Consider the following 13,893-nt stretch of genomic DNA (forward strand, 5'->3'; position numbering starts at 1 on the left):
CTCATTCTCCCCAGCGGAATTCGGCGTCGAAGCCAACGTGGCGTTCGCGTTGGCCGTCGTAGACAGGGCGCGACCAGTTCAGGCCGTAGGCCAGCACCTTGCCCAGGCCGAAGCGCCATTCGTGTTCGTAGCGCAGCGACGGCACCCAGGCGCTGTCGAAACCGCGTTGCCGGTACTGACCGGTACTGGCGGTGAAGCGATGCCGGAAGTGGCGGTCGTAGCGTCGCCAGGCCAGGTGGTCGGCGCGCAGGCCGATTTCCCATGAGCTGTCGCGCGATGGATTGAAATAGGGCGCGTCGTCGCGCGAGCCGCGGCTGGCGTACGCGCCGGCCAGGCCATGGAGGAGGAAATGCGGACGCGTCAGCAGGCGCTGGTCCAGGTCGACGGCCAGCGCATCGCGGCGGTTGTCGTCGTCGAAGCGGAACGTCTGCAGCGTGCCGCTCAACCGGGTCAGTTCGCTCGGATGGAAGTCGAGGCCGATCGCAGCCGAGTCGGCGGTGATGCCGCTTTCGCGCGCCTGCAGCGAGGCCTCCGGATCGGACTTGCGAAGCGCGACATTGCCGTCGAGCAGGTCGCTGAAGCGCCAGTCCACGTCCAGCGCGATGCCGGTATCGTCGACCGCGTCGAATGCACGGTTGGCCTGCAGATGCCAGCCGAGGCGATCGAAACCGTAACGCACGCCGACACCGATGCGGCGGTCGTGTACCACTTCGTCGTCGAACTCCGCGGAACGGTCGACGCTGCCGGCAGTCAGGCGCCAGCGATCGTCGTGCAACGGGCTTTCGACCTCGAAGCCGTACGTCGCGTCGCGGCTGCCGAGCGGGGACACGCTGCTGGCGTCGCCGCGGCTGCGCCCACCTCCGGCAAAGGCGCGCCATTGCCAGCCCTGGTGTTGCTTCCACGCCTTGTCGGCCAGTTTCACCGGCAATGCATCGCCATGAGTGGACAGCAGGTTGTGGTGAATCGGCCGCGCCAGGTCGCTGCGCTGCAGCTGGGTCAGGGTTTCGGACTGCCCGACGCGGGCCTGTACGCTGAGCGGATCGATCGTGGCCGCCATGCGATGACGCTCGAGCGCGCGCTCGTTCCAGCCGCGCCGCTCGTAGATCGTGCCCAGCGAGGAATGCAGGCCGGCATTGTCCGGTGCGATCGCCAGCAGCGGTTCCAGCATCGCCTGTGCGCCGGCGAGGTCCTCGCCGTAGGAACGCATCATGGCGTAATTGGTTTCGGCCTCGTAGCGTTTCCAGTTGGCATAAGGACGCGGCGCTCCGTCGGCATTCGGCCACGCCGGATTCGCATCGACCACGGCCTTCAGTCCGGGCAGCGCGAGGTCGAAGCGCTCGCTTTCCATCAATGCGTAGGCGTGCTGCACCTGCAGGTCGTTGTTGCCGGGGTCGGCCTGCAGCGCCGCGGCGAACGCGATCGCCGCCTGTTCCGGCTGCTGCAGGGCCATCAGCGAGTCGCCAACGATGGCCATCGTGCGTCCCGGAACCGGCTGTGCCTCTTGCTGCAGGCGGGTGTATTCGTCGACCACCTCCTGGTGCCGGGCGAGCCGGTTGAGCAGATCGAGACGGTCCAGTCGCAGCCGCAGCGGCAGGGCGCCGGGATCGATCCCGGCACGGCTCAGGTAGTCGGTCGTGGCCTGGTCGGTCGCGCGGGCTTCATCGAGCAGGTGCTTCTCGTCGGCGACGTAGAGCCGGCTCCAGGAAGTCATCCGCGCGAGGCGGTCGGCTTCGATCCGCTGCGCTTCCTCCGCACCGAACAGGTCCGCGCGTGCGCGATACAGCACCCATGCGCGATGGCGCGCGCCGATTTCCGTGAGCGTATGCACGCGCAGCACGTACAAGGTGTCGTCATCGGGATAGGCCGCGGCGGTCTGCTCGATCAGCGCCAGCGCCGGCAGCCATTGGCGCTGGTCGCGCAGTGCGCGGATGCTGTCGAGAGACGCCGTGGGCGCGGAGTGCCGGGACGCGTCAGTTGTTGCCGCCGCGTTGCATGCAAATGGCGCGCACGCAATGAACAGCGCCAGCGCCAAAGGCGCACGGCGAATGAATGACATGGTGTATCCCCCTGATTCCGTAAGACAGGCGACGCAATTTGTGATTTGCGTCACATATCGATTGGTATTTTAAGCACAATGCGTGCCAGATATCATCCGGATGAATCAAAAGGGCTGGGCATGACGAAGCCGCTGCAGCCGGTTGGTGCAGAAGCGGCGGATGTCGAAAAAGGGGTTCCCGCTACGGCAATGTGTCGCGCTCGGCGACGATGCTGGCCACTTCGGACATGTTCTCGGCTCCCCAGCTGCACAGCGGCACGAGCGCGTCGGCCAGGCTGCGCCCGAGCGGGGTCAGCGCGTAGTCCACGCGCGGCGGCACTTCCTGGTAATCGGTCCGCGCCAGCACGCGATGGGCCTCCAGGTCCTTCAGTTGCTGGATCAGCACCTTGTCGCTGACGCCTCCGATCGATCGCTTCAGCTCGCCGTAGCGCTTTGTGCCGTCGCGCAGGAAGAACAGGATCAGCGGTTTCCACTTGCCGGAGATGAGGTGGAGCGCGGCATCGAGCCCGCAGGAGAAGCCGTCACCGCAGATCTGGGGATGCGTCGCCATCTATACTTACCAAAAGGTGCATACTTGTTATAAGGTAATCGCGAGCAGATAGTCATGCAACCCCACCAAGGATGCATGACGTGAACAGACTGGATGGAAAGACCGCCGTGATCACCGGCGGCGCTACCGGCATCGGCCGGGCGGCGGCAAAGCGCTTCATCGAGGAAGGCGCCTTCGTCTTCATCTTCGGCCGCCGGCAGGAAGCGCTCGACGCCGCCGTGGCCGACCTCGGGCCCAATGCGCGCGCTGTGAACGGCTCGGTTTCGGATGAGGCCGACCTCGACCGGCTCTATGCGGCGGTGAAGGCCGAGCGCGGGACCCTCGACATTGTCTTCGCCAATGCCGGGGCGGGGAGCCAGCTTCCGCTCGGCGAGATCACGGCCGGGCACATCGACGAAACGTTCGACACCAACGTGAAGGGCACGATCTTCACGGTGCAGAAGGCGCTGCCGCTGATGGGTACGGGCGGTTCGATCATCCTGACCGGATCGAGCGCCGGCACCACCGGCGCCCCGGCATTCGGCGTCTACAGCGCAAGCAAGGCCGCCGTGCGTAACCTCGCCAAGACCTGGGCGGAAGACCTGAAAGGCACCGGCATCCGGGTCAACGTGCTGTCGCCCGGGCCGACCGCGACCGAACTGGCCAAGGAGGCGCTGGGCGAGGAAGGCATGAAGGTCTTTGCCTCGATGAATCCGCTCCAGCGCATGGCCGACCCGGCGGAGATCGGGGCCGTGGCTGCCTTCCTCGCGTCGCAGGACAGCAGCTTCATGACCGCCAGCGAGGTCGCCGTCGACGGCGGCCTGGCGCAGATCTGACGCACCACCTAAGGAGAAACCCATGAACTACGCAATCATCGGCTTCGGCCAGATCGGCCAGGCCCTGGCCAAGACGTTCGCCCGCAAGGGCATCGACGTCTCCGTTGCCACCACGCGCGCCCCGGAAAGCTTTGCAGCCGATGCGGCCGCGATCGGACCCGGGATCATTCCCACCACGCTCGCCGAAGCGGTCAAGGCGGACGTCATCTTTCTGGCCACGCGTTTCGAATCGCACCCGGAGGTCGCGAAGGCGCTGCCCACCTGGGAGGGAAAGACCATCGTCGACGTGACCAATACCTACGGCGTGTCCCCCGAAGAGATGGGAGGATCGTCTTCCTCCAGGGTCGTCGCGCAGGCCTTCACCGGTGCAAGACTGGTCAGGGGCTTCAACCATCTGGTCGCTGCCGTCCTTGAACAGGATCCGGCGGTACAGGGTGGCGGCAGGCGGGTCGTATTCCTGGCGAGCGACGATGAGGGCGCCGCTGCGGAGATTGGTGCGCTCGCGGAAAATCTCGGTTTCGCGCCAATCCAGCTTGGCGGACTTTCCGAAGGTGGACTGCTCGTGCAGACGCGCGGAAAAACCTGGGGTCAACTGATCTTCAAGGACCTGGTCAGGTTCGCCTGAGGAATGCCCACAAATCTCAACGCAGTACTTGATTCGCGTGTCCGAAAAGACGTGACCCGGCAAGGCGGTTCTGCTGGATCCTGCCGCGCGCGATTTGAGGAGGCAGGGTAGGGCCCGACTTTGGTAAAACTGACCAGCCCCGGACGAAAAAAGCCCCTAAACTGTTGAGTTCAGGGGCTTTCTGCTTGTAACCGATTGGTCGGGGAGACAGGATTCGAACCTGCGACCTCTACGTCCCGAACGTAGCGCTCTACCAGACTGAGCTACACCCCGACGGTGTAGCCGCGCATTGTAATGATGACGCAAGGGTCGCGGCAATAGCCGGCGCGTCGATCACGCCTGGGCGGGGTTGCGGCGGGGCCGCGGTGCGGGCAGCCGTTAAACTGTGCGGATTGCGCATCCGTCGGAGTGTTTCACCTTGATCAAGCCCCGTACACCGCCCGGCGTCATGGAGCTGTTGCCCCGTGACCAGATCGCGTTCCAGCGCATGCTGGACACGATTCGCCTGACCTTCGAGCGCTTCGGCTTCCTGCCGGTGGAAACGCCGGTGATGGAGCTGTCGGAGGTGCTGCTGACCAAGTCCGGGGGCGAGACCGAGCGCCAGGTGTATTTCGTGCAGTCCACCGGCGCGCTCGAGAAGTCTGCCGATGGCATGCCGGAGCTGGCGCTGCGCTTCGACCTGACCGTGCCGCTGGCGCGTTACGTCGCCGAGCACGAGCACGACCTCGCCTTTCCCTTCCGTCGCTACCAAATGCAGCGCGTGTACCGCGGCGAGCGCGCGCAGCGCGGCCGCTTCCGCGAGTTCTACCAATGCGACATCGACGTGATCGGCAAGGATGCGTTGTCGATCCGCCACGACGCCGAGATCCCGGCGGTGATCAGCGCAGTGTTCGAGGCGCTGGCGATCGGCGATTTCACCATCCAGCTCAATCACCGCAAGCTCTTGCGCGGGTATTTCGAGGGGCTCGGCATCGAAGGCGAGCGCCAGCTTGCGGTGCTGCGCGAGATCGACAAGCTCGACAAGCGTGGCGATGAAGCCGTGCGTGCGACGCTGGCGGGCGAGGGCTTCGGCCTGGCCGACGATGTCGTCGGCAAGCTGATGGCATTTTCGCAGGTGCGTTCGCTGGACCACGACGATGCGCTGGCGAAGCTCGATGCGCTGGGCATCGGCACGGACCTGTTCGAAGAAGGGCGCAACGAGCTGCGCGAGGTACTGGAGCGGCTCAAGGTGATGGGCGTGGACGCGTCGCGCTATGCGATCAACCTGTCGATCGCGCGCGGCCTCGACTACTACACGGGCATGATCTACGAGACGACGCTCGATGCGCATCCGCAGATCGGTTCGATCTGTTCGGGCGGGCGCTACGACAATCTTGCCAGCCATTACACGAAGTCGAAGCTGCCCGGTGTCGGAATTTCGATCGGGCTGACGCGCCTGTTCTGGCAGCTGCGCGAAGCAGGGCTGGTCGCGACGGCGGAAAGCTCGGTCGATGCGCTGGTCACCCTGCTCGACGACGAAGGCCTCGACCATGCCCTGTTCCTGTCGCAACAGTTGCGTGCCGCGGGCCTCAATGTCGAGACCCAACTGGAGCCGCGCAAGCTCGCCAAGCAGATGCAGTATGCGGATCGCGCCGGCATCCGTTTCGTGGTGATCCGCGGTGGCGATGAGGCCGCGAAGGGTGTGGTCGCGGTCAAGGACCTGCGCCGCGGCGAGCAGTTCGAAGTGGCCGAAAGCGATCTGGCGCGTACGCTTCGCGTCGAACGTGAACAGTGGCGGGCACTGGCGGCCCAGGAGTCGGTGCGATGAGTGCCGCCATCCTGCTCGACGGCTGCTCGCTGACCCGCGAGCAACTTGTTGCTGTCGCCAAGGGTGCCTCAGTGCAGCTCGACGGCGGCGCCTTGCGCGCGGTCGCACGCGCCGCCGATTTCCTCGCCGAACAGGTCCGTCGCGAGGAACCGATCTACGGCGTGTCAACCGGTTTCGGCAGCAACGCCGACAAGCTGCTGGGCGCGCATCCGCTGCGCGACGAATTGCAGGGCGCGACGCCTTCCGGTCGTTCGCTGCACGAGGAGCTGCAGCGCAACCTCATCGTCACACATGCCGTCTGCGTGGGTGAGCCGTTTGCTGCCGACGTGGTGCGGGCTATGCTGTGCATCCGCATCAATACGCTGCTGCGCGGTCATTCGGGCATCCGCGTCGAGACCCTGCAGGCATTGGCGGCGATGCTCAACGCCGGCGTCGTACCGGTGGTGCCACAGCTCGGTTCGGTCGGCGCGAGCGGCGATCTTGCGCCGCTGTCGCACCTGGCGATCGTGTTGCTGGGTGGCGGCGAAGCGTTCCTCGAGGGCGAACGCATGCCAGGTGCGCAAGCATTGCAGCGTGCCGGCCTGCAACCGGTGTCGCTGTCGTACAAGGAAGGCTTGGCGCTGAACAACGGCACCGCGCAGATGCTCGCCACCGGCGTGCTGGCGCTGCAGAAGCTCGACGACCTGCTCGACACCGCCGACCTGGCCGCCGCGATGACCATCGATGCCTTCGCCGGCCGTCTCGGTGCGTTCGCGGAAGAAGTCCATGCGTTGCGCCCGCATCCAGGACAGTTGCAGACTGCAGCCAACCTGCGCGCATTGCTCCAAGGTTCGACGCTGGCTGACATTCCCTATCACCTGGTACCGAAGTTCCGGCAGTGGCTGCCGTCGAGTTGGGATACGGCTGAGTCGCAGTCGCTCGGCTTCGATATCGGCTGGGATTGGGTGCCGTTGTCGCAACGCCATGGCCGCGAGAAGTTCTATCGGCGTTTCAAGCCATTCCGCGGCGGCAAGAAGCACCAGCCGCAGGACAGCTATTCGCTGCGCTGCATTCCGCAGGTGCATGGCGCGGTGCGCGATGCGGTGGAGCAGGCCAAGCGCGTGCTGGACATCGAACTCAACGCCGTCACCGACAATCCGCTGGTGTTCCCGGATGCGCAGGCCGAACACGTCGAACAACAGGTGATTTCCGCAGGCCACTTCCACGGCATGCCGCTGGCGCTGGCGATGAGCTACGTCAAGGCCGCGATCCCAGTGCTGGCATCGATTTCCGAACGCCGCCTCAACAAGCTGGTCGACCCGGCCACCAACGACGGCCTGCCGGCGTTCCTGATCGGCAACGAGGATGGCACCGAATCCGGCTTCATGATCGTGCAGTACACGGCGGCGGCGATCGTCAACGACCTGACCAGCCGCGCGATGCCCGCCTCGGTGTATTCGATCCCGACTTCGGCCAATGCCGAGGACCACGTCTCGATGGGCGCCAACGAGGCGCGCCATGTGCTGGCGATGGCCGACGACCTCGGCAAGGTGCTGGCGCTGGAGCTGTACACCGCCGCGCAGGCGCTGGACCTGCGCCGCGACATGATCAACGCGGCGCGTGGACTGGCCGATCGGGTCGATGCCGAAGGTTTCGCCGCGAAAGTGCAGGGCGGGCCTCTGCCGTCGGCGGACGATCGCGCCGGATTCATCGCCGAAGTGGACGCGATGCGTGCAGAGTTGTCCGCGGCCGAACCGTTCCATCCAGGCGCTGCCGTCGCGCGTGCGCACGCAGCGCTACGCGAGGCGATTCCGTTTCTGGAACGCGACCGCGCGCTCGATGACGAAGTTGCCACTGCGGTGCGCCTGGTTGCGGAAGGCAGTCTGCTGGCCGCGAGCAGGCGCGCCTGAGTGGGGGCGTGCTCCGTCACGCGAGGGCTGACCTACCTGGAAGCGGTGGCTTCGTCTGCCGGCAACAGGCCGACCCTCCCCAGCGCCTTCGACAGCTCGTCGTGGGGCTTGCCCGCTCCCCAACCACGGACTGTTTCTGCGAGTTCTCCATCCTTGAAGATGTAGAAGATGGGCGTGCCCCAGTCCTCGAACATGGGCCACTCGTCCTTGGCATAGGCGATCACCATCGGCTGGTCGGGGTGTTCGCGGTTCCATGCCTGGACGTCGTCGAAATCGCTCGTGCCCAGGGGCGGGTTGAGCCAGGTGGCGTGTTGCCGGAACAGTTTCGCCAGCATCGGATCGTTGCGGATATCGCGTGCGGCATCCTGCGAAAAATGACAGCTGGGGCTGGAAACGACGATGACCTGCGCGGGCTGGCGCAGGTCGATTGGCTTTCGCGTCAGTTCGCGCTTGTCCCTGGCCAGCGCCCATGCGGTGGCGCCAGTCAAGCCGGGGGCATCGTGCAGCTGCGGCAGCGGCTTGCGATCGGATGACGGATGCTGGTCGGCGAATTCGCGCGCCTCGTCGAACAGGCGGGCACTCACCAGTGCCTTGTACACATAGCCGAAATCGGTCGGGCGGGACAGACCCCTCGACTGTGCTTCCGCAAGCAACGTCTGGGCACTGCGTGCATACTTCGGCGTCGGGTTGTAAAACACATTGGTCTGCGCCGCACGGAACACGAACTCGAGGTCGTAGTCGTCCAGTTCCTGCGGATTGCCGGCATATTTCGCGAGCTGTTCCTCGTAGGCGTGGGCGATGGACAGGCTGCGTTCCTCTTCCGAGTGTCGGGTACGCGAATCCGCGATCTGACTGAAGGTATCGAAGCTGCGCTCGACGTCACTCGGTTCGGCAGGTAGTGGTGCCGTGCGCGGCGCAGGGCGCGCGAGCGTCAGCAGGTATTCGTCCGGTTCCTCCCCGAAGATTCCCAATACCTGCCTGATTTCGTCGGAGGTCAGCTCCGCGATCAGGTCGGAGCGGCCATGGCTGACCAGGGCGCCATCCCTGAATTCCAGGCTGTCGAGGAAGCGCTTGCGGGCCAGAGGCGACAGCCGGTCGAGCGGTGAGGGGGCGTTTGCCGTCGCCTTCAGGTATCGGTCCAGGTCCGCGGTGGAATGGACGGGGGCGGTTTTCGATTCGTTCCTGGCGGGCGAAGCCTCCTGCGACCCGGCGCTGGGGGAACAGATGGCGGCTATCGAAACCAGTACGGCGGCTAAGGCTTTCGGGTGCATAGGCATGCCCGTCGTGGTGTCCGTGGCAGGACACTAGCAGCGATCCGGCCCGATCGCACCAAGGCCCGGGTCCGTCATTGCTTGGTCGTCATCCCGCAAGGCGGGAATCCATGGCTCAAGGCGCTTGACTAATGTATTAACGCACTATTACATTAGCCAAATGAAGCAACGCCCCGAACCCCTGCCGGAACGCGACGCCGACGCCTCCCTGAAGGCGTTGGCCAAGGCGCTTGCCGCGCTGGACCGGCCCGACGACGTGCGTGCCTTCCTCGAGGACCTGTGCACGCCAGCCGAACTGGAAGCCATGTCCGACCGCTGGCGGGTGGTGCCGTTGCTGCTGCAGGGCGTGCCGTACCGGGAAATCCACGATCGCACCCTGGTCAGCGTGACCACGATCGGCCGCGTTGCGCGCACCCTGGAACGTGGCGCCGGTGGCTATGCCGCGGCCGCGAAGCGCCAGCATCCGCGCCTGATTCCTTCCCATTGAACCTGCCCGCATGAGCCCATCCGCCCTCCCGGCGGCGCGCGACCGTCTGCGCATCGCCATCCAGAAGTCCGGACGCCTGAGCGAGCCGGCGCGCGCCTTGCTGGCCTCCTGTGGCCTGAGCTGGCGCGAGAGCCGCGATCGCCTGTTCTGCTATGGCGAATCGCTGCCGGTCGACCTGCTGCTGGTACGCGACGACGATATTCCCGGATTGATCGCCGATGGCGTCTGCGACCTGGGCATCGTCGGTCGCAATGTGCTGGCCGAGCAGGGCAGCCAGCGCATCGATGACGCCGGGTCGGTGAAGTACCGCGAATGGCGCGCGCTCGGCTTCGGTGCCTGCCGGTTGGATATCGCCGTGCCGGACAGCTGGGAATGGAGTGGATCCGCGCAACTGCGCGGCAAGCGCATCGCCACCAGCTATCCGGCATTGCTGGGTGCATGGCTGCGCGAACAGGATGTCGTGGCCGACGTGGTGCCGTTGTCCGGTTCGGTCGAGATCGCGCCGCGGCTCGGCCAGGCGGACGCGATCTGCGACCTGGTGTCCAGCGGCGCCACGCTTGCCGCCAACCAGCTCAAGCCGGTACTCACCTTGTTGCAGAGCGAGGCGGTACTGGCCGGGCCGGCCGTGCCTTTCGTCGATGCGCGTGAGGAACTGGCTGCGTTGCTTCTGCGCCGACTCGACGGCGTGCTTCGCCTGAAGGACAGCAAGCTGCTGCTGTTCCAGGCGCAGCGGCAGACATTGCCCGCCCTGCTCAAGCTGCTGCCCGATGCCGAACCGCCGACGATGCTGCAGGTGGACGGCGCCGACACGCTGGCGCTGCAGGCCCTGTGTCACGGCGCGATGACCTGGCAACGCCTGGAAGACCTGAAACTTGCGGGCGCGCGCGGCCTGATGGTGCTGCCGGTCGAGAGGATGCTGGCATGAGCGGCATCATCGAATGGAGCGTCATCGACGAAGCGCAGCGCGCCATGCTGCTGCAGCGTCCGGCGCAGGTGGTGTCCGCCGATGTCCAAAGTGCAGTGGTGGCCATCCTCGAGCAGGTGCGCAGCGGCGGCGATGTCGCGCTGCGCGAACTCACGTTGCGGTTCGATGGCGTCGCGGCGGATCGGTTCGCGGTCGGCGAGGAAGAATTCCGCGCAGCGGAAGCGTTCGTGCCACTGGACCTGCGCGTGGCGATGATCGCCGCCGCGCAGCGCATCGAGGACTTCCACCACGATGGCATGCTGCAGCCTTATGCGGTGAAGACCGCCCCCGGCGTGACCTGCGAGCGCATCGTGCGCGCAATCGAGCGCGTCGGCCTGTATGTGCCGGCCGGCAGCGCGCCGTTACCGTCGACCGCACTGATGCTGGGCGTGCCGGCGCGATTGGCCGGATGCAGCGAAGTGACGCTGTGCACGCCGGCGCGACGCGATGGCAGCGCCGATCCGGCGGTGCTGGTGGCCGCGCGGTTGTGCGGCATCGAACGTGTGTTCAAGCTCGGCGGCGCACAGGCGATCGCTGCGATGGCGTTCGGTACCGACAGCGTCCCACGTTGCGACAAGCTGTTCGGTCCGGGCAATGCCTTCGTCACGGAGGCCAAGCGGCAGGTATCGATGCGCGGCGACGGTGCCGCGATCGACATGCCGGCCGGTCCCTCGGAAGTGCTGGTGATCGCCGATGCCGGCGCCAACCCGGCTTTCATCGCCGCCGACCTGCTGTCGCAGGCCGAGCACGGGCCGGATTCCCAGGTCATCCTGTTGTCCGACGATGCCGCGCTGCTCGCTGCGGTCGAACAACAGCTGCAACTGCAGTTGCCGAAGCTGTCGCGCAAGGACATCGCCCGGCAGGCGCTGGCCGCGTCGCGGCTGATCCGGGTCGATACGCTGGAGACGGCGTTCGATATCAGCAATCGCTACGCGCCCGAGCACCTGATCCTGGCACTGCGCGAACCGCGCGAATGGCTCGACTGCGTACGCGCCGCCGGCTCGGTCTTCCTGGGCGACTGGACACCGGAGGCGCTCGGCGACTACTGCAGCGGTACCAACCACGTATTGCCGACCGGCGGCGCGGCGCGTGCGGTCAGCGGCCTGAATGTATCGAGTTTCCAGACCACGATCAGCGTGCAGGCCGCGCAGCGCGCCGGCATCAGCGCGATCGGCCCTTGCGCAATGGTGCTGGCCGAGGCCGAAGGGCTGGACGGGCATCGCAATGCAGTGGCGCTGAGGCTGGCGGAGGCTGCGGCGTGAGCACCACCTTGTCGAGCGACGTCATGCAGCTGCTGCGCGAAGACCTGCGCGATTTCGCCGGATACCGTTCGGCGCGCAGCGAAACCTCGGCCGGCACGGTCTGGCTCAATGCCAATGAAGCGGCCCGCGCGAACCAGGCCGACAGCGGAGGTAGCCTGCGACGTTATCCGTCGCCACAGCCGGAACCGCTGCGCAATGCACTGGCGGAGTTGTACGGATGCGCGCCGGAGAGTCTGTTGATCGGCCGCGGCAGCGACGAGGCGATCGATCTTCTGGTCCGTGCGTTCTGCAGGCCTGGCATCGACGCGGTGCTGGTGACGCCGCCGGTGTTCGGCATGTACGCCGTCGGTGCGCGCCTGCACGGTGCCCGTCTGCTGGAAGTTCCGCTGCACGAAGGAGCGGATGGATTCCGCGCCGACCTTGGCGACATCGCCGAAATCGCACTGACCCAGGCGGCAAAACTGGTGTTCCTGTGCTCGCCTGGAAATCCGGCCGGTGGCGTGCTGTCCATCGAAGAAGTACTCGGCCTTGCGCGTCGCCTCAGCGGCCATGCCCTCGTGGTGATCGACGAGGCCTACGTCGAGTTCGCCGATGCCGGTTCCATCGTCGCCGGCGTCGCTTCGCAGTCGAATGTGGTCGTGTTGCGCACGCTGTCGAAGGCGCATGCGCTGGCGGCGGCGCGGATCGGCTGCGCCATTGCCGATGCGCGGGTGATCGAGGCCTTGCGTCGCTGCCAGGCGCCGTATCCCGTGCCCGCGCCCAGCGCGGCGCTGGCGTTGTCCGCCCTGCAGGCCGACGCCTTGGCCGCGACCGCTGCGGTGATCGACGAAGTACGACGTGAGCGCACGCGGGTCGCGGCGCGACTGGCCGGCCTGATGGAAGTGCGCCGCGTCTATCCGTCGCAGGGAAATTTCCTGCTGGTCCGTTTCCATGACGCGGGCGCGGCCTTCGAGGGTCTGCTGGCCGCTGGCGTGGTGGTGCGGGACATGCGGGCGATGCCGCAACTGGGCGACGCGCTGCGGATCACCATCGGTACGCCGGAACAGAACGACGCGATGCTGGCCGCATTGCGCAGGATCGAGGTTGCGGCATGAAGCCGATCCTGTTCATCGATCGCGACGGCACCCTGATCGAGGAGCCGGCCGACTTCCAGGTCGATGCCTACGAGAAGCTGCGCTTCGTCGCTGGCGCAATCCCGGCGCTGCTGAAGCTGCGCGATGCCGGCTACGAGTTCGTGATCGTGACCAACCAGGACGGGCTCGGCAGCGAGAGCTATCCGCGCGCCGCGTTCGATGGACCGAACAATCTTATGCTGCAGGTGTTCGAAAGCCAGGGCATCCGCTTTCGCGACGTGCTGGTCGATGCGAGCTGGCCGCACGAGAACAAGCCGACGCGCAAGCCCGGCATCGGGCTGGCCGTGCCGTACCTGCAGGACCGCGGCATCGACTGGCGGCGCTCGGCGATGGTCGGTGATCGCGACACCGATATCGCCTTCGCCCACAATCTCGGCATACGCGGATTCCAGTTGCGCACGGCGCAGTTCGGTGGCGAATGGGACTGGGCCGGTATCGCCCATGAGCTCGCCGACATGCCGCGTCGCGCCGTAGTGCAGCGCGATACCAGGGAAACCCGGATCCGCGTCGCGGTGGACCTGGACCTGGCCGCGGAACCGAAGGTGGACACCGGGCTACCGTTCTTCGACCACATGCTGGAGCAGCTCGGCAAGCACGGCGGTTTCGCGCTGGACGTTCGGGCCGAGGGCGACCTGCACATCGACGAACACCATACGGTCGAGGATACCGGCCTCGCATTGGGGCAGGCGCTGCGCGAAGCGCTGGGCGACAAGCGCGGCATCGGCCGTTACGGTTTTACCCTGCCGATGGACGAAACGCTGGCGAGCGCGGCGCTGGATTTCAGCGGTCGACCGTATTTCGTGTTCGAGGGTGAATTCAAGCGCGAGCGCGTCGGCGATCTGCCGACCGAACTGGTGCCGCATTTCTTCCGTTCGCTGTGCGATGCCTCCGGGCTCAACCTCAACCTGGACGTGCGCGGCGACAACGATCACCACAAGATCGAGGCCTGCTTCAAGGCCCTGGCTCGCGCGTTGCGGCAGGCGATCCGGCGCGAAGGGGACGACCTGCCCAGCACGAAAGGCGTGCTGTGAACG

General features: G+C 66.2%; 12 protein-coding genes and 1 tRNA gene. 9 read left to right on the top strand and 4 right to left on the bottom strand.

Going from position 1 to position 13,893, the window contains the following annotated elements; genetic code table 11:
- Position 1 precedes the first annotated feature (1 nt).
- Together IP90_RS07055 and IP90_RS07060 are read right to left on the bottom strand one after the other, a co-directional pair.
- Positions 2-2,056 carry a PgaA family protein gene (locus IP90_RS07055; RefSeq protein WP_144898913.1) on the bottom strand — a complete coding sequence of 685 codons (2,055 nt, stop codon included), beginning with the start codon at positions 2,054-2,056 and terminating at the stop codon, positions 2-4.
- A gap of 181 nt (positions 2,057-2,237) precedes the next feature.
- Entirely contained in the window at positions 2,238-2,606 is a 369-nt protein-coding gene (locus tag IP90_RS07060; protein ID WP_144898914.1) for a winged helix-turn-helix transcriptional regulator, read from the bottom strand.
- 80 nt (positions 2,607-2,686) lie between these two features.
- On the opposite strand from IP90_RS07060, the gene IP90_RS07065 reads away from it, so the two are divergent.
- Positions 2,687-3,421, top strand: coding sequence for an SDR family NAD(P)-dependent oxidoreductase (locus IP90_RS07065; protein WP_144898915.1), 735 nt, complete (start codon positions 2,687-2,689; stop codon positions 3,419-3,421).
- Between the two features lie 22 nt (positions 3,422-3,443).
- On the top strand, positions 3,444-4,046 hold the full coding sequence (locus IP90_RS07070; RefSeq protein WP_144898916.1) for an NADPH-dependent F420 reductase: 603 nt from the start codon (positions 3,444-3,446) through the stop codon (positions 4,044-4,046).
- Positions 4,047-4,242: 196 nt separating this feature from the next.
- Here IP90_RS07070 and IP90_RS07075 read toward each other — a convergent pair.
- Positions 4,243-4,319: transfer RNA gene (locus IP90_RS07075), tRNA-Pro, on the bottom strand.
- Positions 4,320-4,464: 145 nt separating this feature from the next.
- Between IP90_RS07075 and hisS the strand changes: the two genes are divergently transcribed.
- Both hisS and IP90_RS07085 read left to right on the top strand, forming a co-directional pair.
- Entirely contained in the window at positions 4,465-5,853 is a 1,389-nt protein-coding gene (hisS, locus tag IP90_RS07080) for a histidine--tRNA ligase (RefSeq protein ID WP_144898917.1), read from the top strand.
- The gene (locus IP90_RS07085; RefSeq protein ID WP_144898918.1) at positions 5,850-7,742 is read left to right on the top strand and encodes an HAL/PAL/TAL family ammonia-lyase; all 1,893 of its coding nucleotides are present in this window, start codon (positions 5,850-5,852) and stop codon (positions 7,740-7,742) included. The genes hisS and IP90_RS07085 overlap by 4 nt, the downstream gene beginning before the upstream one ends.
- A gap of 32 nt (positions 7,743-7,774) precedes the next feature.
- On the opposite strand, the gene IP90_RS07090 is transcribed toward IP90_RS07085, so the two are convergent.
- The gene (locus tag IP90_RS07090; RefSeq protein ID WP_144898919.1) at positions 7,775-9,019 is read right to left on the bottom strand and encodes a hypothetical protein; all 1,245 of its coding nucleotides are present in this window, start codon (positions 9,017-9,019) and stop codon (positions 7,775-7,777) included.
- A 154-nt stretch (positions 9,020-9,173) separates the two neighbouring features.
- Between IP90_RS07090 and IP90_RS07095 the strand changes: the two genes are divergently transcribed.
- Genes IP90_RS07095 through hisB form a run of 5 tightly spaced genes read left to right on the top strand, consistent with a single transcriptional unit; the run spans position 9,174 to position 13,890 of the window.
- Entirely contained in the window at positions 9,174-9,500 is a 327-nt protein-coding gene (locus IP90_RS07095; RefSeq protein ID WP_144898920.1) for a YerC/YecD family TrpR-related protein, read from the top strand.
- Between the two features lie 10 nt (positions 9,501-9,510).
- Positions 9,511-10,425, top strand: coding sequence for an ATP phosphoribosyltransferase (gene hisG, locus IP90_RS07100; protein WP_144898921.1), 915 nt, complete (start codon positions 9,511-9,513; stop codon positions 10,423-10,425).
- Complete coding sequence (gene hisD, locus IP90_RS07105; protein ID WP_144898922.1) at positions 10,422-11,726, top strand: histidinol dehydrogenase; 1,305 nt, start codon at positions 10,422-10,424, stop codon at positions 11,724-11,726. The genes hisG and hisD overlap by 4 nt, the downstream gene beginning before the upstream one ends.
- A gap of 23 nt (positions 11,727-11,749) precedes the next feature.
- Positions 11,750-12,820, top strand: coding sequence for a histidinol-phosphate transaminase (hisC, locus tag IP90_RS07110; protein WP_144899237.1), 1,071 nt, complete (start codon positions 11,750-11,752; stop codon positions 12,818-12,820).
- On the top strand, positions 12,817-13,890 hold the full coding sequence (gene hisB / locus IP90_RS07115) for a bifunctional histidinol-phosphatase/imidazoleglycerol-phosphate dehydratase HisB (protein ID WP_144898923.1): 1,074 nt from the start codon (positions 12,817-12,819) through the stop codon (positions 13,888-13,890). The genes hisC and hisB overlap by 4 nt, the downstream gene beginning before the upstream one ends.
- Positions 13,891-13,893 lie beyond the last annotated feature (3 nt).

The sequence above is a fragment of the Luteimonas cucumeris genome, assembly GCF_007830035.1.
GTDB lineage: Bacteria > Pseudomonadota > Gammaproteobacteria > Xanthomonadales > Xanthomonadaceae > Luteimonas_C > Luteimonas_C cucumeris.